The sequence below is a fragment of the Neoroseomonas alkaliterrae genome (assembly GCF_014199195.1).
Classification (GTDB): domain Bacteria; phylum Pseudomonadota; class Alphaproteobacteria; order Acetobacterales; family Acetobacteraceae; genus Neoroseomonas; species Neoroseomonas alkaliterrae.
Genome location: NZ_JACIJE010000011.1, coordinates 15,841 through 38,251, shown reverse-complemented (window position 1 = coordinate 38,251; position 22,411 = coordinate 15,841). Strand labels below are relative to the sequence as shown.

Annotated in this window: 22 protein-coding genes; 16 read left to right on the top strand and 6 right to left on the bottom strand. The window is 73.8% G+C overall.

Annotated elements, in window-relative coordinates; genetic code table 11:
* The first annotated feature begins 7 nt into the window (after window positions 1–7).
* From FHS88_RS17060 to rfaE1, 9 genes are all read left to right on the top strand, one after another.
* Window positions 8–373 (top strand): DUF983 domain-containing protein, encoded by a 366-nt coding sequence (locus tag FHS88_RS17060; protein WP_184486683.1) that lies wholly within the window; start codon window positions 8–10, stop codon window positions 371–373.
* A 21-nt stretch (window positions 374–394) separates the two neighbouring features.
* Entirely contained in the window at window positions 395–589 is a 195-nt protein-coding gene (locus tag FHS88_RS17055; protein WP_184486682.1) for a hypothetical protein, read from the top strand.
* Between the two features lie 49 nt (window positions 590–638).
* The gene (locus FHS88_RS17050; RefSeq protein ID WP_184486681.1) at window positions 639–1,316 is read left to right on the top strand and encodes an SURF1 family protein; all 678 of its coding nucleotides are present in this window, start codon (window positions 639–641) and stop codon (window positions 1,314–1,316) included.
* On the top strand, window positions 1,317–2,804 hold the full coding sequence (locus FHS88_RS17045; protein WP_184486680.1) for a carboxypeptidase M32: 1,488 nt from the start codon (window positions 1,317–1,319) through the stop codon (window positions 2,802–2,804).
* A gap of 6 nt (window positions 2,805–2,810) precedes the next feature.
* Window positions 2,811–3,617 carry a sulfotransferase domain-containing protein gene (locus FHS88_RS17040; RefSeq protein WP_184486679.1) on the top strand — a complete coding sequence of 269 codons (807 nt, stop codon included), beginning with the start codon at window positions 2,811–2,813 and terminating at the stop codon, window positions 3,615–3,617.
* A gap of 32 nt (window positions 3,618–3,649) precedes the next feature.
* On the top strand, window positions 3,650–5,047 hold the full coding sequence (thrC, locus tag FHS88_RS17035; RefSeq protein WP_184486678.1) for a threonine synthase: 1,398 nt from the start codon (window positions 3,650–3,652) through the stop codon (window positions 5,045–5,047).
* A gap of 18 nt (window positions 5,048–5,065) precedes the next feature.
* Entirely contained in the window at window positions 5,066–6,331 is a 1,266-nt protein-coding gene (locus FHS88_RS17030; protein ID WP_184486677.1) for a M16 family metallopeptidase, read from the top strand.
* A 159-nt stretch (window positions 6,332–6,490) separates the two neighbouring features.
* Window positions 6,491–7,816, top strand: coding sequence for a TldD/PmbA family protein (locus FHS88_RS17025; RefSeq protein ID WP_184486676.1), 1,326 nt, complete (start codon window positions 6,491–6,493; stop codon window positions 7,814–7,816).
* Window positions 7,817–7,955: 139 nt separating this feature from the next.
* Window positions 7,956–9,416: a D-glycero-beta-D-manno-heptose-7-phosphate kinase gene (gene rfaE1 / locus FHS88_RS17020; protein ID WP_456306806.1), complete on the top strand. Its 1,461-nt coding sequence runs from the start codon at window positions 7,956–7,958 to the stop codon at window positions 9,414–9,416.
* Between the two features lie 81 nt (window positions 9,417–9,497).
* Here the strand turns inward: rfaE1 and FHS88_RS17015 are convergent, their stop codons facing one another.
* Window positions 9,498–9,986 (bottom strand): hypothetical protein, encoded by a 489-nt coding sequence (locus FHS88_RS17015; protein ID WP_184486674.1) that lies wholly within the window; start codon window positions 9,984–9,986, stop codon window positions 9,498–9,500.
* 126 nt (window positions 9,987–10,112) lie between these two features.
* On the opposite strand from FHS88_RS17015, the gene FHS88_RS17010 reads away from it, so the two are divergent.
* The 6 genes from FHS88_RS17010 to FHS88_RS16985 all read left to right on the top strand — a co-directional run bounded on the left by FHS88_RS17010 (window position 10,113) and on the right by FHS88_RS16985 (window position 16,036).
* Window positions 10,113–11,318 (top strand): CaiB/BaiF CoA transferase family protein, encoded by a 1,206-nt coding sequence (locus tag FHS88_RS17010; protein WP_184486673.1) that lies wholly within the window; start codon window positions 10,113–10,115, stop codon window positions 11,316–11,318.
* Between the two features lie 114 nt (window positions 11,319–11,432).
* The gene (locus tag FHS88_RS17005; protein WP_184486672.1) at window positions 11,433–12,359 is read left to right on the top strand and encodes a DUF808 domain-containing protein; all 927 of its coding nucleotides are present in this window, start codon (window positions 11,433–11,435) and stop codon (window positions 12,357–12,359) included.
* A gap of 45 nt (window positions 12,360–12,404) precedes the next feature.
* On the top strand, window positions 12,405–13,544 hold the full coding sequence (locus FHS88_RS17000) for an acyl-CoA dehydrogenase family protein (protein ID WP_184486671.1): 1,140 nt from the start codon (window positions 12,405–12,407) through the stop codon (window positions 13,542–13,544).
* On the top strand, window positions 13,544–14,554 hold the full coding sequence (locus FHS88_RS16995; protein WP_184486670.1) for an acyl-CoA dehydrogenase family protein: 1,011 nt from the start codon (window positions 13,544–13,546) through the stop codon (window positions 14,552–14,554). Before FHS88_RS17000 ends, FHS88_RS16995 begins: the two co-directional genes overlap by 1 nt.
* Window positions 14,551–15,354: a crotonase/enoyl-CoA hydratase family protein gene (locus FHS88_RS16990; protein ID WP_184486669.1), complete on the top strand. Its 804-nt coding sequence runs from the start codon at window positions 14,551–14,553 to the stop codon at window positions 15,352–15,354. The genes FHS88_RS16995 and FHS88_RS16990 overlap by 4 nt, the downstream gene beginning before the upstream one ends.
* Window positions 15,355–15,391: 37 nt before the next feature.
* Complete coding sequence (locus FHS88_RS16985; protein ID WP_184486668.1) at window positions 15,392–16,036, top strand: CatB-related O-acetyltransferase; 645 nt, start codon at window positions 15,392–15,394, stop codon at window positions 16,034–16,036.
* On the opposite strand, the gene FHS88_RS16980 is transcribed toward FHS88_RS16985, so the two are convergent.
* From FHS88_RS16980 to FHS88_RS16970, 3 genes are read right to left on the bottom strand one after another with little or no spacing between them, the layout of a single operon-like run.
* A complete protein-coding gene (locus FHS88_RS16980; RefSeq protein ID WP_184486667.1) occupies window positions 16,023–16,694 on the bottom strand; it encodes a tyrosine-protein phosphatase in 672 nt (223 codons plus the stop codon). The genes FHS88_RS16985 and FHS88_RS16980 overlap by 14 nt on opposite strands.
* A gap of 33 nt (window positions 16,695–16,727) precedes the next feature.
* Complete coding sequence (locus FHS88_RS16975) at window positions 16,728–17,741, bottom strand: alpha/beta fold hydrolase (RefSeq protein WP_184486666.1); 1,014 nt, start codon at window positions 17,739–17,741, stop codon at window positions 16,728–16,730.
* 53 nt (window positions 17,742–17,794) lie between these two features.
* On the bottom strand, window positions 17,795–19,141 hold the full coding sequence (locus tag FHS88_RS16970; protein ID WP_184486665.1) for an MFS transporter: 1,347 nt from the start codon (window positions 19,139–19,141) through the stop codon (window positions 17,795–17,797).
* A 195-nt stretch (window positions 19,142–19,336) separates the two neighbouring features.
* Here FHS88_RS16970 and FHS88_RS16965 point away from each other — a divergent pair, with 195 nt between their 5' ends.
* Complete coding sequence (locus FHS88_RS16965; protein WP_184486664.1) at window positions 19,337–20,290, top strand: Bug family tripartite tricarboxylate transporter substrate binding protein; 954 nt, start codon at window positions 19,337–19,339, stop codon at window positions 20,288–20,290.
* Window positions 20,291–20,296: 6 nt separating this feature from the next.
* Here the strand turns inward: FHS88_RS16965 and FHS88_RS16960 are convergent, their stop codons facing one another.
* Both FHS88_RS16960 and hisD read right to left on the bottom strand, forming a co-directional pair.
* Window positions 20,297–21,061, bottom strand: coding sequence for an SDR family NAD(P)-dependent oxidoreductase (locus FHS88_RS16960; protein ID WP_184486663.1), 765 nt, complete (start codon window positions 21,059–21,061; stop codon window positions 20,297–20,299).
* Between the two features lie 4 nt (window positions 21,062–21,065).
* A complete protein-coding gene (gene hisD / locus FHS88_RS16955) occupies window positions 21,066–22,373 on the bottom strand; it encodes a histidinol dehydrogenase (protein ID WP_184486662.1) in 1,308 nt (435 codons plus the stop codon).
* Window positions 22,374–22,411 lie beyond the last annotated feature (38 nt).

Below are 22,411 nucleotides of genomic sequence, written 5' to 3'. Positions count from 1 at the left end.
GATCCCGATGCCGCGAGGCGCATCACCGCTTTCGGCCGCCCTGTTCGGCCGCTGCCCGCGCTGCGGGCAGGGCGCGCTGTTCCGGGGCCTTCTGGAGGTGCGCGACACCTGCGGATCCTGCGGCCTCGACCTCAGGGCCCATGACGCCGGGGATGGGCCGGCGGTCGCGGCCATCTTCCTCGTCGGCGCGCTGGCGGTGATCGGCGCGCTCTGGGTGGATGTGCGGTTCGAGCCGCCGCTCTGGGTCCATGCCGTGCTGTGGCCGGCCGTCGTGCTGCCGCTGGCGGTGCTGACGATGCGGGTGGCCAAGGCCGCCCTCATCACCCTGCAATGGCGGCACCGCCGCGACACCATGCGAACGGATGGCGGCTGAACCGGAGGGAGGGATAGGGAGATGTCGGGTCTGCGCATCGGTCTCGCCCTGGTGGGCGCCATCGTCGGCTGGTTCCTGGCCTTCACCTTCGAGGCGGATGCGGGCTGGACGGCCGGCCTCGCCGCCGCCGGGGCGGTGATCGGCTGGCTCCTGGGCGGCGTGCGGCCGGGCCCCGGGCCGGGCGGCCTGGAACCGGGCGCCGGGGCCGAGGGCTGACCACGCCGCGGGCTTCCGGCCGCGCGGCGCAGCGCCTATAGGCCGGGCCATGCTCCGCCTGCGCCCCGTCCTGCTTCCCCTGCTCGTGGTGCTGCCGGTGCTGGCCGTGCTGCTCGGCCTCGGCACCTGGCAGGTGCAGCGGCTGGCCTGGAAGACCGAGCTGATCGCGCGCATCGCCGACGCCGAGGCCGCGCCCGCCATCCCGCTCCCCGCCGAGCCCGAGCCCTTCACCAAGGTCTTCGTCACCGGGCGCTTCGACCATGCGCGGGAGGCGCTGCTCGGCCTCGAGGTGCGCGGCGCGACGCTCGGAGCGCGGCTGCTGACGCCGCTGCTGCGGGAAGGCGCGGACCCGATCCTGGTGGACCGCGGCTGGGTCCCCGTCCAGGGCGACCGCCCGATCGCCAGGCCGGAGGGCGAGCAGCGCGTCACCGGCTTCATCCGCGAGGGCGAGACGGCGGGCCGCTTCGCCGCGGCCGACGACGTGCCCGGCCGGCGCTTCTACACCTTCGACCCGGCCGCGATCGGCGCCGCCCTCGGCCTGCCGCGCGTGGCGCCCTTCGGCCTGACCGCGATGGGCGAGGGCGGCGGCCTGCCCGAGCCCGCCCGGACGCTCCCGCGCCCGACCAACAACCATCTCGGCTATGTCGTGACCTGGTATGGCGTCGCCGCCGCGCTCGCCGGCGTCTTCCTGGTCTGGGCACGCCGCCGCCTGAAGGAGGATGCCTGAATGCCCAATGCCGCCCATGCCCGCCTGAAGGCCCGCTTCGCGCGCATCGCCGCGCTGAACGAGGCGGCCGGCATGCTCCATTGGGACGCCAGCGCCATGATGCCGCCGGGCGGCGCGGCTTCGCGCGGGGAGCAGCTCGCCGCCCTGGCCGGCCTCGCGCACGAGCTGCTGACGGCCCCGGTGGTGGCGGAGGATCTCGCCATCGCGCGCGCCGACGGCATCTGGGCGGAGACCAATCTCCGCCTCATGGCGCGCGCCCATGCGCGGGCGACGGCACTGCCGACCGAACTCGTGGAGGCGGCGGCGCGCGCCAACTCGGCCTGCGAGAAGACCTGGCGCGAGGCCAAGGCGCGCGCCGACTTCGCCCTGGTGCGACCGGCGCTCGCCGAGGTGGTGCGCCTGCAGCGCGAGACGGCGCAGGCCCTCGGCGCCGCGCTGGAGATGGACCCCTATGACGCGCTGATGGACGGCTACCAGCCCGGCATCGCCGCGGCCGATGTCGAGCCCGTCTTCGCCGCCTACGAGGCCTTCCTGCGCGACGCCCTGCCGCGCGCCGAGGCGATCCAGGCCGCACGCCCCGAGCCCGTCCCGCTGCCCGGGCCCTTCCCGGTCGAGGTGCAGCGCGCGCTCTGCCGGCGGCTTTCGGCGCGCATCGGTCTCGACTACGAGCATGCGCGGCTCGACGAGTCGCTGCATCCCTTCTGCGGCGGCACGCCCGAGGATGTGCGCATCACCACCTTCTACGACGAGCAGGATGTCGCGAAGGCGCTGCTCGGCGTGCTGCACGAGACCGGCCATGCGCTCTACGAGCGCGGGCTGCCGAAGGAGTGGGCGCGCCAGCCGGTGGGCGAGGCGGCCGGCATGGGGGCGCATGAATCGCAATCCCTGATCGTCGAGATGCAGGCCTGCCGCTCGGACGCCTTCCTCGGTTTCCTCGGCCGCGAGCTGCGCGAGGCCTTCGGCGGGCCGGCCGAGCCCTACGAGGCCGGCAACCTCGCGCGGCTGTGGCGGCGCGTGGGGCGCGGCTTCATCCGCGTGGATGCGGACGAGATCACCTATCCCGCCCATGTCATCCTTCGCTTCCGGCTCGAGCGCGCGCTGATCGGCGGTGCGCTCGATGTCGCCGACCTGCCGGCGGCCTGGAACGAGGGCATGCGGGACATGCTCGGCATCACCCCGCCCGACGACGCGAAGGGCTGCCTGCAGGACATCCACTGGCACGACGGCGCCTTCGGCTATTTCCCCTCCTACACCCTCGGCGCCATGGCGGCGGCGCAGCTGATGAAGGCCGCGCGCGCCGCGGTGCCCGGCCTCGCCGAGGCGCTGGCGGAAGGGGAGATGGCGCCGCTGCTCGGCTGGCTGCGCGCCCATGTCCATGGCAAGGGCTCGCTGCTCGGCTTCCAGGACCTGCTGCGCGAGGCCACCGGCAAGCCCCTCGACCCCGCCGACTTCACCGAGCACCTGACGGCGCGCTACCTGCAGGCCTGAGGGCGGATGGCTGGGGCGAGCATCACCCTGGTCGCAGGGTATCCGCGGTCCGGCACCACCTTCACCGCCGGCTGCTGCGCGCGCGCCGAAGCGCGCTGGCATCAGGACCACGGGCCGCGGGGGGCGAGGGGCGCGCCGCCGGCGCGGTTCGACTTCAACCTCGATGACGCGCTGGACCGTGAAGCCTTCGACAGGTCGGTGGCGCGGCTCGATCGCCTCCTGGTGCGGACGCACAGCCCGCCGGGCAGGTTCCGCAAGGCGTTCCCCGATATCTGGGCGCGGGTCGGGCGCATCCTCTACGTCCAGCGGCACCCCTTCGAGGTGGCGTTGTCGGTCTGCCGCTTCGCGATCGCGACGCAGGGCATGGTGCCGGGGATCGGGCGTGCGGAGACCTCCTTCGCGGCGGCGGCGGAACGCGGCGATGTGCGCGCCTTCTTCCGCCAGTTCTGCGAGCATCGCGGCGCACCGAACTTCCTTCCGGCCCTGGGCAGCTGGTCGGCGCATCTGGCGGAGTGGCACGCGGCGATGGCGGAGGTGGCGGTGCCCTGCACGGTCCTGTCCTACGACCGGATGGTGCGGGAGCCGGCGTGGCGGCTGCTGATGGCCGCCACGGCGCTCGGCCTGCCCTGGCGGGAGGCGGATCTGCGGCAGGCGGCGGCGCAGATGGCCCCCGAACGGGTGCGGGCGGCGATAGGCGCCTACTTCGTGGGCGAATCGCCGTCCCGGCTGCGCTACCCCGACCTTCTGGGGGAGGCGGAGATCCGGCTCGGCTTCGAGACTTTCGGGACGGAGATGCTGCGCTACGGGGTGTAGGCGGGGGCGCGGCGGGGCGTTAAACGACCGCCATGCGCTATGTCTCCACCCGCGGGCAGGCCGCCCCGCGCGACTTCGAATCCGTCCTGCTCGCGGGCCTGGCCGAGGATGGCGGGCTGTTCGTGCCCGAGACCTGGCCGGAACTCGGCGCCGCGGAATGGCGGGCGATGCGCGGCCTGCCCTATCCGGTGCTCGCCGCGCGCATCCTCGCGCTGTTCGGGGCGGGCGCGATGCCGATCGAGGCGATGTGCCGCGACGCCTATGCCGGCTTCGGCCATCCGGCCGTCGCGCCGCTGGTGCAGCTCGACACGCGCGTCTTCGCCCTCGAGCTGTTCCACGGCCCGACGCTCGCCTTCAAGGACATGGCGCTGCAACTGCTGGGGCGCATGTTCGACCACGTGCTGGCGAAGCGGGGCGAAAGGGTGACGATCGTCGGCGCCACCTCGGGCGATACCGGCTCGGCGGCCATCGAGGCCTGCCGTGACCGCGCGGCGGTGGACATCGTGATCCTGCACCCGGAGAACCGCACCTCCGAGGTGCAGCGCCGGCAGATGACCACGGTGCTCTCGCCGAACGTGAAGAACATCGCGGTGCGGGGCGATTTCGACGCCTGCCAGGACCTGGTGAAGGCGATGTTCAACGACGCGCCCTTCCGCGCCGAGATGAACCTCTCGGCGGTGAACTCGATCAACTGGGCGCGCATCGCCGCGCAGATCCCCTACTACGCCGCCGCTGCACTGACGCTCGGCGCGCCGGACCGCGAGGTGGCGGTCGCCGTGCCCACGGGCAATTTCGGCAACGTCCTGGCGGCCTGGGCGGCGCGGCGGATGGGCCTGCCCATCGCGCGCTTCGTCGTCGCCTCGAACCGCAACGACATCCTCGCCCGCTTCCTCGCCGCCAACGACATGAGCACGCGGCCGGTCGAGCCCTCCCTCTCGCCCTCGATGGACATCCAGGTCTCGTCGAATTTCGAGCGGCTGCTGTTCGAACTGCTGGAGCGCGACGCCGAGGCCACCGCCGAGGCCATGAGGCGCTTCCGCGCCGAGGGCCGCATGCCCGTGCCCGACGCCGCCTGGCGCAGGGCGACCGCGCTGTTCCGCGGCTTCGCGCTCGACGATGCGGGCACCATCGCCGAGATCGCCCGGCTGCACCGCGAGGCCGGCTACCTCGCCGACCCGCACACCGCCGTCGGCACCGCCGCCGCGCGCGCGCTGGCACCCGAGGATGCCGCCATCCCGGTCGTCGTCGCCGCCACCGCCCATCCGGCCAAGTTCCCTGACGCCGTGGAACGCGCGACCGGCCTGCGCCCCCCCCTGCCGGCGCGGCTTTCCGACCTATATGAGCGGGAGGAGCGCTACGGCGTCCTGCCGAACGACCTCGCCGCCATCGAGGCGGCGGTCCGCGCCCATGCCCATCGCAACGCCGCCTGAAGGAAGCAGCCGCCGCACATGTCCGATGCCGTCCGCGTCACGCGCCTGAACAACGGCCTTACCGTCGTCTCCGAGACCATGCCGCGCGTCGAGACCGTCTCGGTCGGCGCCTATGTCGCCGCCGGCACGCGGCACGAGGCGCCGGAGGTCAACGGCGTCTCCCACTTCCTCGAGCACATGGCCTTCAAGGGGACCGCGCGGCGCGACGCGGCGGCGATCTCGCGCGAGATCGAGAACGTGGGCGGGCACCTCAACGCCTACACCGCGCGCGAGCAGACCGCCTTCTACGCCAAGGTGCTGAAGGAGGACCTGCCGCTCGCCGTGGACATCATCGGCGACATCCTGACCCATTCCACCTTCGCGCCCGAGGAGATCGAGCGCGAGCGCGGCGTGATCCTGCAGGAGATCGGCCAGGCCAACGACACGCCGGACGACATCGTCTTCGACCATTTCCAGGAGACGGCCTATCCCGCGCAGGCGATGGGCCGGCCCGTGCTCGGCACCGAGGCCACCATCAAGGCGATGAGCCGCGAGGCGCTGACCGGCTACATGCGCACGCATTACGGCCCGGGACAGATGGTCGTCGCCGCCGCCGGCGCGGTGGAGCACGACGCGCTGCTCGCCCTGGTGCGCGAGCATTTCGCGGACCTGCCAGCCACCGGCGAGGCCGCCGCCGAGCCCTCCCGCTATGCCGGCGGGGAGTTCCGCGAGGGCCGCGACCTCGACCAGGTGCACATCGTGCTCGGCTTTCCGTCGGTGAAGCACGGCGATCCGATGCACTACCCGGTGCAGCTCCTCTCGACGCTGCTCGGCGGCGGCATGTCCTCGCGCCTGTTCCAGGAGATCCGGGAGAAGCGCGGCCTCGTCTATTCCATCTACTCCTTCGCCTCGCCCTTCCGCGACCACGGCCTGTTCCAGATCTACGCCGGCACCGGCGAGAAGGAGGCCGCCGAGCTGATGCCCGTCACCATCGAGGCGCTGCGCGCCGTGCAGCGCGACGTGACGGAGGAGGAACTCGCGCGCGCCAAGGCGCAGTTGCGCGCTTCGCTGCTGATGTCGCTGGAATCCACCGGCAGCCGCTGCGAGCAGCTCGCCCGTCAGTTGCAGGTCCATGGCCGCGTCATCCCGGTCGAGGAAACCAAGGCCAAGATCGCGGCCGTGACGGTCGAACAGGTGCAGCAGGCGGCGGCGATGATCTTCCGCGCGCGGCCGACGCTGGCGGCGATGGGGCCGGCGGAGAACGTGCCGAGCGTGCATGCGATCATGGAGAAGCTGGCGGCGTGAAGGCGGGGGGAGAAGGGAACTTCTCCCCCCGGACCCCCCTCAACCTTCTTTGTCATTTGGCGCCCCGCCTCCGAGGTTCGGCACCAGGTGACAAAGAAGGGAGGGGGATCGGGGAGGTTCCCCTCCCCCGACCTTCATCCCGCCCGACGAGGAAACGCGATGGACCGCCTGACCACCCTGTCCGACCTCATCGCCGCCGCGAAGCGGGCCGGCGCGGATGCCGCCGATGCGCTGCTCGTCGCCTCCGCCTCGCTGTCGGTGAAGCGGCGTCTCGGCGCCATCGAGCAGCTCGAGCGCGCCGAGGGCTTCGACCTCGGCCTGCGGGTCTTCCTCGGCCGGCGCGCCGCCATCGTGGCGAGCACCGACCCCGACCCGAAGGGCTTCGCCGCGCTGGCCGAACGCGCCGTCGCCATGGCCCGCGTGGTGCCCGAGGATCCCTTCGCGGGCCTGCCCGAAGCGGTTCCCATCCCGCCGCGCGCGCTCGACCTCGCCGATGCCGCCGAGCCGAGCGCGGAGGATCTGCTCGCCCGCGCCGCGGCGGCCGAGGAGGCGGCGCTCGCCGTTCCCGGCGTGACCAACAGCGAGGGGGCGGAGGCCGGCTGGTCCCGCACCGGCATCGCGCTGGTCGCCTCCAACGGCTTCGCCGGGGAGTTCACCCGGACCTCGCATTCCGTCTCCGCCACCGCGCTGGCCGGCACCGGCACGGCTATGGAGCGCGACTACGACTGGTGCTCGGCCGTCCATCTGGCCGACCTCGACGACCCGGCGCGCATCGGTCGCCGCGCCGGGGAGCAGGCGGTGCGCCGCCTCAACCCCAGCCGGCCCAGGACCGCGCGCATCCCGGTCGTGTTCGACCCGCGCGTGGCCGGCAGCCTGCTCGGCCACCTGGTGGGCGCGATCAACGGCGCGGCGGTGGCGCGCGGCACCTCCTTCCTCAAGGACAGCATGGGCCGGCAGGTGATGGCGGCGGGGCTGACCGTGCGCGACGACCCGCTGCGCCCGCGCGGCCTGCGCTCGCGCCCCTTCGACGGGGAGGGGATGCCCGGCGAGGCCCGGGCGGTGGTCGAGAACGGCGTGCTCACCACCTGGCTGCTGGACTGGCGCTCGGCGCGGCAACTGGGCCTCGCCTCGACCGGCCATGCCAGCCGCGGCACCGGAGGCCCGCCGGGCCCGGCGCCGTCCAACCTCTGGCTCGAGCCTGGGGCCCTGAGCCCCGCCGCGCTGATGGCCGACATCGCCGAGGGGATCTACGTGACCGAACTGATCGGCATGGGCGTGAACGGCGTGACCGGCGACTACAGCCGGGGTGCTGCCGGTTTCATGATCCGCAACGGCGAACTGGCCGAGCCGGTCAGCGAGGTGACCATCGCCGGCAACCTCAAGGAGATGTTCCTGCACATGACGCCGGCGGACGACCTGCGCTTCCGCCGCGGCACCGACAGCCCGACGGTGCGGGTGGAGGGGCTGACGCTGGCCGGGGCATGAGCCGCCGCCCCCGGGCTGGCGCGGCCGCGCCGGGCCGGCGGCGGCCGGGCGCGGCCCCCGGCGCCTCGCCTTGCGCCGCGCCATCCGGCTGCGCTAGGGCACTTCCATGACAGGCCACGCGCCCGACGCCGACCGGCCCCTGCCGGAGATCCCCGTGGCCCAGCTGCTGGAGGGGGTCCGCGCCCTTCGCCGCGCCTCCGTGCTGGTGGTGGGCGACGCCATGCTGGACCGCTACGTCTACGGCTCGGTCCGCCGCATCAGCCCCGAGGCCCCGGTGCCCGTGCTCGCGGTGGAGCGCGAGGTCGCCATGCCGGGCGGCGCGGGCAATGTGGTGCGCAACCTGACCGCGCTCGGCGCGGCCACCGCTTTCGTCTCGGTGGTGGGCGACGACCAGGCGGGCAGCGACCTGACCGGCCTGATCGGCGGCCAGCCGGGCGTCGAGCCCTGGCTGCTGGTCCAGGGCGGCCGCCACACCACCACCAAGACCCGCTTCATCGCGAACGGCCAGCACATGCTGCGCGCGGACCAGGAGGTGGTGCAGGCGATCCATCCGCGCCTGGCCGACCGCATGGTCAAGATCGCCGCCGACGCGATCGCCGCGACCACCGTCATGGTGCTCTCCGACTACGGCAAGGGCGTGCTCGGCGGGGACACCGCGCGGCGGCTGATCGAGGCCGCCCATGCCGCCGGCCGCCGCGTCGTGGTGGACCCCAAGGGCCGCGACTACGCCCGCTATGCCGGGGCCGACCTGATCACGCCCAACCGCGCCGAACTGGCCGAGGCGACCGGCATGCCGGTGGAGGGGGAGGAGGAGATCCTCGCCGCGATGCGCGCGCTCAAGGCCGCGCACGGCTTCGGCGCGGTGCTCGTGACGCGCAGCGAGGACGGCATGACGCTGCTCGAGGGCGAGCGCATCCACCACTTCCCCGCCGAGGCCGCCGAGGTGCACGACGTCTCCGGCGCCGGGGATACGGTGGTCGCGGTGCTGGCCGCGGCGCTGGCCGCCGGCCAGACGCTGCCGGTCTCGGCCCGGCTCGCCAACATCGCGGCCGGCATCGTGGTGGGCAAGGTCGGCACCGCCGTGGTGCGCGAGGAGGAACTGGCCGAGGCGCTGACGCCCGAGCGCGGTGCGCTGCGCAAGGTGGTCTCCCGCGCCGCTGCGGCCGAGCAGGTGGAGCGCTGGCGCCGCCGCGGCTGGCGCATCGGCTTCACCAATGGCTGCTTCGACCTGCTGCACCCGGGCCATGTTCACCTGCTGGAGCAGGCGCGGTCCTGGTGCGACCGCCTGGTGGTGGGGCTGAACTCCGATGCCTCGGTGAAGCGGCTGAAGGGCGCGGCGCGGCCGATCCAGTCCGAGGCCGCGCGCGCCGCCGTCCTCGCCTCCCTCGCCACGGTGGATTGCGTGACGCTGTTCGAGGAGGACACGCCCATCGAGCTGATCCGCCTGCTCAAGCCCGACGTGCTGGTGAAGGGCGCGGACTACACGGTGGAGCAGGTGGTCGGCGGCGACATCGTGCGGGAATACGGCGGGGAGGTGCGGCTCGCGCAGCTCCTGCCGGGCAATTCGACGACCGCGACCGTCGCGCGCATCCGCGGCTGAGCCGGGCGGCGGCTGCGGCCGCCCCACCGGCCCTGCGCGCGATGCCAGCGGACGAATGGTCGAGCCTTTCGCCCACCGGCATCAGCCCCCTTCCGGCGCGCAGGACCATCGGCCGGCGAGCGCGAGCCGCTCCGGCCCGCCCTCGATCGGGCGCAGGCCGCCGATGGCGAAGCGACCGCTGCGCAGCCCCCCGGCCGCCGCGATGTCCGCGGTGAAACCCGGCAGGCCGGTATGGCCGATCCAGTGCCGCCCGCCGGCCGTCAGCGCGATGCGCGCGACCTGCGAGGGTGCTTCCCGGTCCAGCACCAGGAGCAGGGAATCCGCATCCGCGGCATCGGGGGTGAAGCGGATCTCGAAGGCCGTCATGTGCAGCGGGCCGGGGCTGCCCGGTTCGCCATAGACCCGCAGCTCCGCGCAGCCGTGCCGGGAATCGGGCGGATGCGCGAGGCGCAGCGTGCGCGCGAGCGCGCCGCTCGTCTCGGCGGTGATGCGCAGCGCCGGGCCGGGGTCGGCGCAGGCGGCGAGGATGGCCGCGAGCCCGGCGCGGGCGAGGCGGAAAGGGGCCGGCATGGGCGCGGATGCCAGCATGCCGCGCCGCCGCGCGTCCAGCATGCCCGCCTCGCGCCGCGCGGGGCTTCCCGGCGGCGGCCGCCTCGGCAAGTCTGGCCGCCGCGGCAGGGTTGCGGAGGGGAAGGCATGGGCGCGCTCGATGGTCTCAGGGTGCTGGATCTCACCCGGGTGGTGGCGGGCCCGCTCTGCGCGCAGATGCTCGGCGACCTCGGCGCCGATGTCGCGAAGGTCGAGCGGCGCGGCGATGGCGACGACCTGCGCGCGCTCGGCCCGCCCTTCGTCAAGGGCAGCGAGGACAGCACCTATTTCGTCTCGCTCAACCGCAACAAGCGGTCGGTGTCGGTGGATTTCGCGCGGCCGGAAGGCGCTGCGATCCTCAAGCGCATGGCCGCGCGCGCCGATGTGCTGATCGAGAATTTCCGCCCCGGCACGCTCGCCCGCTACGGCCTCGGATACGAGGATCTGCGCGCGGTGAACCCGCGCCTCGTCTTCTGCTCGGTCACCGGCTTCGGCCAGTCCGGCCCCTATGCGGGGCGCTCGGGCTACGACTTCGTGGCCCAGGCGATGGCCGGGCTGATGGAGGTGACGGGCGAGGCAGACGGCGCGCCGGGCGGCGGGCCGCAACGCGTGGGCGTTCCGGTGGCGGACATGTTCACCGGCTTCGCCGCGACGGTGGCCATCCTCGCCGCGCTGCGCCACCGCGACGCGACCGGGCAGGGCCAGGCGATCGACGTGAACCTGTTCGAGACCATGGCCTCGCTGATGCAGGCGCCGATGTCCTCGTGGCTGAACGCCGGGCGCCTGATGCCGCGCAGCGGCAACGACAGCCCGGTCGCGGTGCCCTATGGCGTGTTCGAGGGCGCGGACGGCCGCTTCGTCATCGGCGTGCTGAACGACCGCGAATTCGCGCGCCTCGCGGAGGCGCTCGGCCATCCCGAATGGGCCGAGGATCCCCGCTTCCGCCGCGCGCGTGACCGGGTGGAGCACCGCGCCGCGCTGCTCGACCGCATGCGCACCCTGCTGCGCACGCGCCCGCGCGCCGAATGGCTGGCGCGGCTCGAGGCGGCGAAGATCACCTCCGGCCCCATCAACACCGCCGCCGATGTCGAGGCCGACCCGCACATCATCGCCCGCGGCATGATCCGCGAGGTGCCGCACCATGCGGCCGGGACCGTGCGGGTGGTGGGCTCGCCGCTGCATCTCTCGGCGACCCCGCCCGAATACCGCCGCGGCATCCCCGCGCCGGGCGGGGACACGGACGCGGTCCTGGCGGATTTCGCGGGCATGACGGCCGAGGAGATCGCCGCCGCCCGCGCCGCCGGCGTGGTCTGACCCGCCCCCCGCAGGCAAGCGCCGCACGTGGGCCTCGCCGGGCCGCCCCTTCGTGGCGGCGGCCGGCCATGGCAGGATGGAGCGCACCCATCCCGCCCCCCGAGGAGCCCGCGCATGAGCACCGGCCTGCTCGCCCTGCTCGACGACGTCTCGGCCATCGCCAAGGTGGCCGCGGCCTCGGTGGACGACATCGCCGCCCATGCCGGGCGCGCCGGCGCCAAGGCGGCGGGCGTGGTGATCGACGACGCCGCGGTGACGCCGCGCTACGTGGTGGGCTTCGACGCCTCGCGCGAGTTGCCGATCATCGGGCGCATCGCGCTCGGCTCGCTGCGCAACAAGTTCCTCATCCTGCTGCCGGCGGCGCTGCTGCTCTCCGCCTTCGCGCCCTGGCTGATCACGCCGCTCCTCCTCGTCGGCGGCATCTATCTCTGCTTCGAGGGCACGGAGAAGGTGCTGGAATGGATCCGCCCCCATGCCGCGGACCCCGCCGTGGCGGCCGCGGCGGCGGACGCGCTGCACCTCGAGAACGAGCGCGTGGCGGGCGCCATCAAGACCGACTTCATCCTCTCGGCCGAGATCATGGCGATCGCGCTCGCCACCATGCCGGCGGCCGGGATCTGGACGCAGGCGGCGGTGCTGGCGCTGGTCGGCCTCGTCATCACCTTCGGCGTCTATGGCGTGGTCGCCCTCATCGTGAAGGCCGACGACATGGGCGTGGCGATGGTCCGGCGCGGCATCGCGGCCGGCGCGCTGCTGGTGCGCGGCATGCCGCTGGTGCTGAAGCTGCTCTCGGTCGTCGGCACCTTCGCGATGATCTGGGTCGGCGGCGGCATCATCCTGCATGGGCTGGAAGCCTTCGGCCTGGGCGGGCCGGCGCATCTCGCCCATGGCGCGGGCGCGGCGCTGGGCGGGGGCATCGCCGGCTGGCTGGCGGAGGCGGCGGTCGCGGGCATCGCCGGCCTCCTCGTCGGCGCCGCGGCCATCCCGCTGATGACGCGCCTCGTCCTGCCGATGATGGGCCGCTCCGCCGCCGCCCATTGAGCGCCCGGCGCCCCCGGGCCAGGATCGGGCGCGAGAGGACACGCCATGACCGGACTTCGCTTCGACCTTCGCGACCCGCCGCCCGGCGCGGCCGCCCTGCGCGCCGAGGTGCGCGCCTTCCTCGCCGAGCACGCGCCGCGCTGGAGCCCGGAGGTCCGCGCCCGGTCCTGGATGGGCTTCGACCGCGACTTCACCCGCGCGGTGGGGGCGAAGGGCTGGATCGGCATGTGCTGGCCGCGCGAATACGGCGGCACGGAGCGCAGCTTCCTTGAACGCAACATCGTGCTGGAGGAGATGCTCGCCGCCGGCGCCCCAGTCGGTGCGCACTGGATCGGCGACCGCCAGTCGGGGCCGCTGATCCTGCGCCTGGGCACCGAGGCGCAGCGCCGCAAGTTCCTGCCGCGCATCGCGAGCGGCGAATACGCCTTCTGCATCGGCCTCTCGGAGCCCGATTCCGGGTCCGACCTCGCCTCCCTGCGCACGCGCGCGGACAAGGTGGACGGCGGCTGGCGGCTGAACGGGCGGAAGATCTGGACGACCTTCGGCCATCTCTGCGACTGGATGATCGCGCTCGTGCGCACCTCGCCCGCGCCGGAGGGCGGGTCGAAGCACCAGGGGCTGTCGCAGGTGCTGGTGGACCTCCGGGCGCCGGGCGTCACCATCCGCCCCATCCGCGATCTCGTGGGCGAGAAGGGCTTCAACGAGATCACCTTCGACGACGTGCTGCTGCCCGAGGATGCGCTGGTCGGGCAGGAAGGCGCGGGTTGGGCGCAGGCGACGAGCGAGCTCGCCTTCGAGCGCTCCGGGCCGGACCGCTACATGTCCGCGCACCCGCTGCTGGAAGCGGGGATCGAGGCGCTGCGCGGCGATGGCGCGGCCGCCGGCACGCTGGGCCGGCAGGTGGCGCGGCTGTGGACGCTGCGCGCGATGTCCACCGCCGTCGCCGGGATGCTGCAGGAGGGCGAGGACCCGATCCGCCAGGCCGCGCTGGTCAAGGACCTCGGCAATGATTTCGAACAGGCGCTGCCCGAGCGCATGCGCGACGTGATGGACACCGACGCCATGCCGGAGGAGATGCGCCGCATGCACGCCTACCTGACGCAGATCGTGCCCACCTTCTCGCTGCGCGGCGGCACGCGGGAGATCATGCGCGGCATCATCGCGCGCGAGCTGGGGCTGCGCTGATGGCCTGCGGGATCGCGGCGGAACTCGCCGAGCAGGTCGCGCGCGCGCTGGCCGACGCCGCCGGCACCGAGACGCTGCGCGCGGTGGAGGATGGCGCCTTCCCCGAGGCCGCCTGGACGGCGCTGGACGGCCTCGGCCTCGCCGGCGCGCTGGTGCCCGAGGATGCCGGCGGCGCGGGCCTCGGCTTCCAGGACATCGTGCCGGTGCTGGAGGCGCTGGGCCGCGCCGGCGCGCCGGTGCCGCTCGCCGAGGGCATAGGCGCCTCCGCCTTGCTCGCCGCCGCCGGCATCGCGCCGCCCGGCGGCGTGCTGAGCTTCGCCGCGGCCGGCGCGCCGGTGCCCTGGGGCCGCCATGCCGCCCATGTCGTGCTGCTGGAGGGCGCGCGCGTCGCGCTGCACGAGGCGGCGTCGCTGCGCTGGACGCAAGGCGGCAATATCGGCCGGGAGGCGCGCGACACGCCCCTCGTCACCGCCCCGCCGCTGGCCGAGGGGAGCCTGCCCAATGCCTGGGGCGCCGAGGCCGCGCTGCTGCTCGCCGCGCTGATCCGCTCGGCGCAGATCGCGGGGGCGATGCAGGCCGCGCTGGCGCTCGCGGTGGACCACGCCAATACGCGCAAGCAGTTCGGCCGGCCCATCGGCCGCTTCCAGGCCGTGCAGCAGCAGCTCGCCGTCTTCGCGGCGGAGGCCTCCGCCGTCTCGGTCGCCGCCGCGGCGGCGGCGCGCGCGGCGGATGCGCGCGGCCTCGCCGCCGCCGCCTTCGAGATCGGCTGCGCCAAGGTCACGGCGGGGGAGGCGGCGGCGAAGGGGGCGGCCATCGCCCACCAGGTGCTCGCCGCCATGGGCATCACGGAGGAGCACGGGCTGCATCACCTCACGCGGCGCCTGTGGTCCTGGCGCGAGGAGGGCGGCACCGAACGCTTCTGGGCGCAGCGGATCGGGGCGATGGTGCAGTCCACGCCCGGCCCGCTCTGGCATTTCATCACATCGCGCGACGAGGAACCCGCCGCATGACCGACTTCCTGAAGATCGAGCGGGAGGGCGGCATCGTCACCCTCACGCTGAACCGGCCGGAGAAGCGCAACGCCATCTCCACCGCCGCCGAATGCGCCGAGGTGGCCGATGCCTGCCGCGCGCTGAACCGCGACGATGCCGTGCGCGTGGTGATCGTGACCGGCGCGGGCCCGGCCTTCTGCGCCGGCGGCGACCTCAAGGGCATGCGCGACAAGACCGGCATCACGGGCGGGAACACCGGGGCAGAGATCCGCGAATCCTACCGGCGCGGCATCCAGATGATCCCGCTTGCGCTCTACGAGATGGACGTGCCCACCATCGCCGCCATCAACGGGCCGGCGATCGGCGCGGGGCTGGATCTCGCCTGCATGTGCGACATCCGCATCGCCTCCGAGACGGCGCGCTTCGCGGAATCCTTCGTCAAGGTCGGCATCGTGCCGGGCGATGGCGGCGCCTATCTGCTGCCGAAGGTCGTCGGCATGTCGAAGGCGCTCGAGATGTCGCTGACCGGCGATCCCATCACGCCCGCCGAGGCGCTGGCCTGCGGGCTCGTCTCCCAGGTCGTGGCCCCGGAGGCGCTGCTGCCCGCCGCCCGCGCCATGGCCGAGCGGATCGCCGTGAACCCGCCGCAGGCCGTGCGCCTGACCAAGCGCCTGCTGCGCGAGAGCCAGCACATGCGCCTGTCCACGCTGCTCGAGATGTCCGCGGCCTACCAGGCGCTCGCGCACGGCACGCGGGACCACCGCGAGGCGGTGGACGCGATGCTCGAGAAGCGTGCGCCGCGATTCGAGGGGCGCTGACGCCGCGGCGCGGCGGCATGGCGCCGAGGAGACCGCCATGACGGCCCCGCCCGACCCGATGCTGCTGCACCCCGTGCCCGGCGATGCCGGGACGGTGTTCCTCAAGCCGCTTCTCGCGCGCCACCCGGAGGTCACGAACGTGACCGCGGGCGAGTATTCCTACTACCACGACCACGAGGATCCGCTGCGCTTCCTCGAGCGCTGCGTGCGCTACGATTTCGGCCTCGGGAGGCTGGCGATCGGGCGCTACTGCGCCATCGCCCATCGCGCCACCTTCCTGATGCCCGGCGCGAACCACGCCATGGCCGGGCCGTCCACCTTCCCCTTCGCCATCCTGGGCGGATCCTTCGCCGAGGCGCTGCCGCTGGCCGAATACCCCTGGCGCGGCGGCGGCCCGATCACGGTCGGCAACGATGTCTGGATCGGGACCGAGGCGCTCATCCTGCCCGGCGTGACCATCGGCCATGGCGCGGTCATCGGGGCGCGCGCGGTGGTGGCGGCGGATGTGCCGCCCTATGCCGTGATGGCCGGCAACCCGGCCCGCGTGGTGCGCATGCGCTTCGATGCGGAGACGGTGGCGCGGCTGCTCGCCATCGCCTGGTGGGACTGGCCGGCCGAGCGCGTGGCGCGCGCCATCCCCGCCCTGGTGCGCGGCGACGCCGCCGCGCTCACTCGCGCCTGAGCACGCCGTCCACCAGCCGATCCGCCCAGGGCGTGCTGCGGAAGGAGGCGCGCAGAGCGTCCTCCGAGTAATCCTCGCGCACCCAGTCGAGGAAGGGCTTGGGCCCCTGCGTCCGGATGAAGGCCGCATAGGCGCGGAAGAAGGCGTCCAGGATGCCCGTGCGCGCCGCCGCGACATGGCCGAAGCGGAGCGAGAGCTGGTCCATCGCCGCCTCGACGCCGCGCCCCTGCAGCAGCAGCCAGATGCCGGCGGCAAGGCCCGTGCGGTCGGCCCCCGACTTGCAGTGGATCAGCGCCGGCTCCGCCATGCGGGCGAAGATGCCGGCAAGGCGCAGCACGCGGTCCTTGTGCGGCGCGCCGCGGCTTTCGAGCGGTGCGTCGATGTGCTCGAGCCCAAGCGCCGCTGCCGCCTGCCGCCCCAGCGCGTCCGAGCCGCAGGCCTCGCGATGGCCGCGCAGGTTGATCACCGTGCGGATGCCGTGCCGCCGCACCGCCTGCTCGAGCTGCCAGGGCGTCGGGTGGTTGGAGCGGTAGAGGCGCCCGCTCTCGACCACGCCCCAGTTGCGCCAGCCGAGGCGCAGCAGCGCGTGGTCCACGAAGAGCGAGTTCAGCCAGGCCGAGCGCCTGGCCCCCGGCGCGGAGAGGTCGCGGAAGGACATCGCCGCCGCTTATGGCGCGAAGCGGGCGGGGCGTCACGCCTCCAGGAAGGCGCGGACATGCCGGCGCAGGAAGGCGGCATCCTCGGGGTTGGCCACCGGGTTGCCGGCGCGGTGGCCCCAGATGGAGGGGATCGGCAGGAGCGTGCCGCGGCGGAGGAAGGGCAGCTCGGCCTCGTTGTCGGCGACGCGGAAATAGAGATCGGTTTCCGAGGGCATCAGCAGCACCCGCGCCTCGATGGCCGAGAGCGCGCGGCCGAGGTCGCCGCGGTAGCGCGGGTGGTCGGCGATGTCGGCGGCCTCCCAGGTCCGCATCTGCGCCAGCAGATCGGCGGCGGCGCGGCGGGCGAAGCGTTCCTCCCAGTCGGTGCGGAGGAAGGTGTCGAGGTCGGGCGCCTTCAGGGCGCTCAGGTGCAGCCCGGCGCGATAGAAATCCTGGCTCAGCGCCCAGCCGGCGTAGAGGCGGCCGAAGGCGCGCAGCGCCGCCTTCGGCTGGGCCGAGAACAGCGCGGTGCCGTCGTATTCCGGCGCGGCCTCCAGCACCGCCATCATGCCCTTGAGGAAGACGCGGTTGTGCACCGAGGTCCGCGCGCTGCCGCAGTTGACGACGATGCGCTCCACCGCGGCCGGGAAGGCGGCCGCCCAGTGATAGGCCTGCTGCGCGCCCATGGACCAGCCATAGACGGCGTGCAGCCGTGTCACGCCGAAGACCTCGGTGAGCAGGCGCTTCTGCGCCGCCACATTGTCCCAGGCGGTGACCAGGGCGGGCCAGCCCTTGGTGTTGCTCGGCGAGGAGGAGAGCCCGCCGCCGAACATGTTGGGAATGACGACGAACCAGCGCCGCGGATCGAGGATGCGATCAGGCCCGACAAGCCATTCGAGATCCGGATGCTGCGCGCCGTAGCTCGTGGGGTAGAGCACCACATTGTCGCGCGCCGGCGCGAGCGTGCCATGCGCGCGCCAATGGATGCGCGCGCCGGGCAGCGTGCCGCCGCGGTGCAGGGCGAGATCGCCCGCCTCGAAGACACCCTCCTGCACCGGCCAGTCCATGCGCGCTCTCCTCCCGCGGCGAAGCGCAGCCTGCCACCGCCCGGGCGCCGCCGCTACGGCGCGCGGCGCGCGACCAGCGGCAGCACAAGCAGCGGCAGCAGGCCCGCGAGCATGAAGGCGCTGCCGAAGGCGGCGAGGAAGGCCTCCTGCGCCGGCCGGCCGGCGGCCAGCGCGGCGGCCTCCGTGGCGCCGAACAGCAGCGTCAGCAGCGAGGCGGCGCCGACCACGCCGAGCGTGCGCGTGAGCATCGTCAGGCTGCCCGCCACGCCGCGGTCCTCGCGCCGCATCACCGCGGTCACGATGTCGGTATAGGCGAGGTTGAACAGCCCGAGGCCGACGCCCTGCAGCGCCAGCAGCGCGGCGAACCAGCCGACCGGCATCCCCGCCCCCGCCCAGGCGAGCGGCAGCAGCCCCGCCGCGACCAGCGCGGTTCCGGCCAGCAGCATGCTGCGCGCGGCCAGCACCCCGGCGAGGCGCCCGCCGAGCCAGGCGCCGAGCACCCCGCCCGCCGGCGCCGCGGCGAGCACGAGGCCGAGCGGGATCGCGGCCAGCCCGGCGATGCGCGCGAGCCAGAACGGCCCGAGCAGCATCACCGCGAAGGAGGCGAAGTTGACCAGCGTGTTGCCGAAGTTCAGCGCCGCGAAGCCCGGGCGGCGGAACAACGAGAGATCCATGATCGGCCGCGCCGCCCGCCCGCTGCGCCAGACGAAGCCGGCAAGTGCCGCGGCGCCGGTGAGGGCGAGGGCGGCGGCGATGCCCTGCGGCGCCCGGTTCACCGCGAACAGGATCGCGGCGATGGCCGTGGTCAGCAGCACCGCGCCGGGCAGGTCGAAGGGCTCGCGCGGGCCGTTGCGCGGCGCCTCCGGCGCGCCGCGCAGCAGCATCAGCGCGGCAAGCGCGATCGGCACGCGCATGCCATAGACGCCCTGCCAGCCGAAGGCCCCGACCATCGCGCCGCCGAGCAGCGGGCCGAGCGCCGCCCCGGCCGCGAAGGCCGCGCCATAGGCGGCGAGCGCGCGGGCGCGCAGGGCCTCCGGGAACAGGCCGGTGGCGAGCGCCGGGCCGCAGCCGATCACCAGCGCCGCCCCGATGCCCTGCAGTACGCGCGCGGCGAGCAGCGTGCCGTAGTCGGGCGCGAGGCACAGCGCGACGAAGGCGACGGCGCTCCAGGCGAGGCCGAATCGGAACACGCGCGCATGGCCGAAGATGTCGCCCAGCCGGCCGACCGCGAGCATCAGGCTGCCATAGGTCAGCACATAGCCGATCACGACCCACTGGATCTCCGGCACCGCCAGATGGAAGGCCGCGGCGATGGCAGGGAAGGCGACGTTCACCGAGGAATCGAGCGGCACGATCATGGTGCCGAGCGCCACCGGCGCGAGCCGCGCCAGGCCCGCCACGCCGATCCCCGACTGCTTCCGCGCGGCGTCCAGCGCCCGGCTCCTTCCGCTGCCCGCGCGCAGGATCGCGCATCGGCGGCACGCGCGCATCCCCCGGCCGGCCCGCCGCGCGGCGGATTTGCGGCGGCGGGCGATCTGCTCCAGCATCCCCGGACAACGAATGCCCGGCATCGAACCGGGAGACGAGGGAGCGCCATGACCCACCGCCGGACCATCCTTGCCGCCGCCACGGGCCTGATCGCCGCGCCGCGCCTCGCGCGCGCGGCGTGGGAGCCGGCGCGGCCCATCCAGCTCATCGTCGGCTTCCCGCCCGGGGGCGGCACCGACCTGCAGGCGCGCGCGCTGGCCGAGGCCGCCTCGCGCTTCTTCCCCACGCCGATCGTCGTCATCAACCGCCCCGGCGCGGGCGGCGCGATCGCCGCGCAGCAGGTCGCCGGCATGGCGCCGGACGGGCTGAACCTGCTGGTCGGCGGCGGATCCGAGAGCACCTCACTGCCCGCCTTCCGCGACCTGCCCTATGACCCCAAGCGGTCCTTCCGCGCGATCATCCGCATGACGCGCCAGCCGCTGCTGATCGTGGCGCGGCGCGGCGGCCGCCACGCCGACCTGCGCCAGGCGATCGAGGCGGCGCGGGCCGCGCCGGGCAGCGTCTCGCATGCCTCCTCAGGCATCGGCTCGATCTACCACGCAGTCTTCGTGCTGCTCACGCGCGCGGCCGGGGTCGAGATGCTGCACGTGCCCTTCTCGGGCGGCGCGCCCTCGCTGCAGGCGCTGCTCGCCGGGACGGTGGACCTCGCCGTGCTCGCGCCCGAGGAGACGGGCGGGATGGTGCAGTCGGGGGAGATCCGCGCGCTCGCGGTCTGTTCGGCGGAGCGCATCCCGATCCTGCCCGCGGTGCCGACGCTGCGGGAACTCGGCTGGAACGTCGTCGTCGAGAACATGAAGGGGCTGAACGCGCCGGCCGGCCTGCCGGACGAGATCTACACCGTGCTGCACGAGCGCTTCCGGCGCGCGCTGCAGGAACCGGCCTGGCGCGGCTTCCTCGAACGCACCGGCACCTTCGAGGGGTATCTCGACGGGCCGGGCTACCAGGCGGCGACGGATGCGGTGCTCGACGCGCTGCGGGCGATCCTGCCGCGGCCGTCCTGAGGGGCATCACTCCGCCGTCCAGCCGCCATCCACGACCAGCGCAGCGCCGGTCATCAGCGCCGAGGCGTCGGAGGCGAGGAACAGGATGGCGCCCATCAGGTCCTCGACCCTTCCGATGCGGCCGAGCTTGATCTTCTGCAGCACGCTCGCCTTGAAGGCGGCGTCCTCGAAGAAGGGGCGCGTCAGCGGCGTCTCGATGAAGGTGGGGCCGAGCGTGTTGACGCGGATGCCATGCGGGGCGAGTTCCACCGCCATCGCCTTGGTCAGCCCCTCCAGCGCCCATTTCGACGCGCAGTAGATGCTGCGGTTCGCCGCGCCGACATGGCCCATCTGCGAGGAGACGTTGATGATGGAACCCGGCCGCCCCGTCGCGAGCAGCCGCCGGGCCACCGCCTGGGCGAGGAAGAAGGCGGCGCGGAGGTTGAGGTCGAGCACCGCGTCGTAATCCGCCTCCGTCACCTCGGTCAGCGGCTTGGGGCGGTTGGTGCCGGCATTGTTGACCAGGATGTCGAAGGGCTCGGCATCGGCGATGGCGCGCGCGGTGGCGGCGACATCCAGCACATCGAGCGCCAGCGCCGCCGCCGCGCCGCCGCGGGCGCGGATGGCCTCGGCACCGGCCTCGATCTCGCCCGCGCTGCGCGCGAGCAGCGTCACATGCGCCCCGGCCTCGGCCAGCGCGGCCGCGGCGGCGAGGCCGATGCCGCGCCCCGCGCCGGAGACCAGCGCGCGGCGTCCGTCCAGCCGGAAGGAGGGCGTGCGCGGAAGGTCCATCGCCTCAATCCGCCGCGGTGGCGTAGGGGATGTTGCGCCCGCCGTATCGGCGCACCCGGATGTTCGCCTGCTCGGCATGGCCGGCAAAGCCTTCGAGCATGCACAGGCGCGAGCAGTACTCGCCGATCATCGCGCTCGCCGCGTCCGTCAGCACGCGCTGGTAGGTGACGGTCTTGAGGAACTTGCCCACCCACAGCCCGCCCGTGTAGCGCGCGGCCTTCATGGTCGGCAGCGTGTGGTTGGTGCCGATCACCTTGTCGCCGTAGGCGACATTGGTGCGCGGGCCCAGGAACAGGGCGCCGTAGTTGGTCATGTTGGCGAGGAAGTAGTCCGGGTCGCGCGTCATCACCTGCACATGCTCGGACGCGATGCGGTCGGCCTCGCGCACCATCTCGGCCTCGTCCTCGCAGACGATCACCTCGCCGTAGTCCTCCCAGGCCTTCCGCGCGATGGCGGCGGTCGGCAGGATGGTCAGCAGGCGCTCGACCTCGGCCATCGTCTCGCGCGCCAGCCTCTCGGAGTTGGTCAGCAGGATGGCGGGGGAGTTCGGCCCGTGCTCCGCCTGGCCGAGCAGGTCGGTGGCGCAGAGCTCGCCATCCACCGTCTCGTCCGCGATCACCAATGTCTCGGTGGGGCCGGCGAAGAGGTCTATGCCGACGCGGCCGAAGAGCTGGCGCTTGGCTTCCGCCACGAAGGCGTTGCCCGGGCCGACCAGCATGTCCACCGGCTCGATGCTCTGCGTGCCGAGCGCCATCGCCCCCACCGCCTGCACGCCGCCCAGGCAGTAGATGACATCCGCGCCCGCGAGATGCTGGGCGGCGACGATGGCAGGCGCCGGCCTGCCCTCGAAGGGCGGGGCGCAGGTGACGATGCGCTTCACCCCCGCGACCTTCGCCGTCACCACCGACATGTGCGCGGAGGCCAGCAGCGGATACTTGCCCCCCGGCACATAGCAGCCGACCGAGTTGACCGGGATGTTCCGGTGCCCGAGCACCACGCCGGGCAGCGTCTCGACCTCGATGTCGCGCAGCGCCTCCTTCTGGGCTTGCGCGAAGTTGCGGACCTGCTCCTGCGCGAAGCGGATGTCGTCGAGATCACGCGGCGAGAGCTGCGCGAGGCAGTCGCGGATCTCGTCGTCCGTCAGGCGGAAATCCGTCCGGTCCCACTTGTCGAAGCGGATGGACAGTTCCCGCACCGCGGAATCGCCGCGCGCGGCGATGTCGGCGAGGATGCCCTCCACCGTCGCGCGGACCTTGGCCTCGTCCTCCGCGCGCGCCGCGGCGTCGCGGCCGCGCTTGAGATGGCGTGCCATGGGCTTCCTCCCTTGCCTGCGTGCAAGGCGTAAGGCAC

Bases quoted from the DNA above. Each gene is read 5' to 3' on its own strand.
- FHS88_RS16975 (WP_184486666.1), bottom strand. From the start codon at position 17,741: ATGGACTGGCCGGTGCAGGAGGGTGTCTTCGAGGCGGGCGATCTCGCC.
- FHS88_RS17015 (WP_184486674.1), bottom strand. From the start codon at position 9,986: ATGCCGGCCCCTTTCCGCCTCGCCCGCGCCGGGCTCGCGGCCATCCTC.
- FHS88_RS17010 (WP_184486673.1), top strand. From the start codon at position 10,113: ATGGGCGCGCTCGATGGTCTCAGGGTGCTGGATCTCACCCGGGTGGTG.
- FHS88_RS16995 (WP_184486670.1), top strand. From the start codon at position 13,544: ATGGCCTGCGGGATCGCGGCGGAACTCGCCGAGCAGGTCGCGCGCGCG.
- FHS88_RS16990 (WP_184486669.1), top strand. From the start codon at position 14,551: ATGACCGACTTCCTGAAGATCGAGCGGGAGGGCGGCATCGTCACCCTC.
- FHS88_RS16965 (WP_184486664.1), top strand. From the start codon at position 19,337: ATGACCCACCGCCGGACCATCCTTGCCGCCGCCACGGGCCTGATCGCC.
- FHS88_RS17040 (WP_184486679.1), top strand. From the start codon at position 2,811: ATGGCTGGGGCGAGCATCACCCTGGTCGCAGGGTATCCGCGGTCCGGC.
- FHS88_RS17050 (WP_184486681.1), top strand. From the start codon at position 639: ATGCTCCGCCTGCGCCCCGTCCTGCTTCCCCTGCTCGTGGTGCTGCCG.
- FHS88_RS16980 (WP_184486667.1), bottom strand. From the start codon at position 16,694: ATGTCCTTCCGCGACCTCTCCGCGCCGGGGGCCAGGCGCTCGGCCTGG.
- FHS88_RS17005 (WP_184486672.1), top strand. From the start codon at position 11,433: ATGAGCACCGGCCTGCTCGCCCTGCTCGACGACGTCTCGGCCATCGCC.
- FHS88_RS16960 (WP_184486663.1), bottom strand. From the start codon at position 21,061: ATGGACCTTCCGCGCACGCCCTCCTTCCGGCTGGACGGACGCCGCGCG.
- FHS88_RS17000 (WP_184486671.1), top strand. From the start codon at position 12,405: ATGACCGGACTTCGCTTCGACCTTCGCGACCCGCCGCCCGGCGCGGCC.
- FHS88_RS17025 (WP_184486676.1), top strand. From the start codon at position 6,491: ATGGACCGCCTGACCACCCTGTCCGACCTCATCGCCGCCGCGAAGCGG.
- hisD (WP_184486662.1), bottom strand. From the start codon at position 22,373: ATGGCACGCCATCTCAAGCGCGGCCGCGACGCCGCGGCGCGCGCGGAG.
- FHS88_RS17045 (WP_184486680.1), top strand. From the start codon at position 1,317: ATGCCCAATGCCGCCCATGCCCGCCTGAAGGCCCGCTTCGCGCGCATC.
- thrC (WP_184486678.1), top strand. From the start codon at position 3,650: ATGCGCTATGTCTCCACCCGCGGGCAGGCCGCCCCGCGCGACTTCGAA.
- FHS88_RS17030 (WP_184486677.1), top strand. From the start codon at position 5,066: ATGTCCGATGCCGTCCGCGTCACGCGCCTGAACAACGGCCTTACCGTC.
- FHS88_RS17060 (WP_184486683.1), top strand. From the start codon at position 8: ATGCCGCGAGGCGCATCACCGCTTTCGGCCGCCCTGTTCGGCCGCTGC.
- FHS88_RS16985 (WP_184486668.1), top strand. From the start codon at position 15,392: ATGACGGCCCCGCCCGACCCGATGCTGCTGCACCCCGTGCCCGGCGAT.
- FHS88_RS17055 (WP_184486682.1), top strand. From the start codon at position 395: ATGTCGGGTCTGCGCATCGGTCTCGCCCTGGTGGGCGCCATCGTCGGC.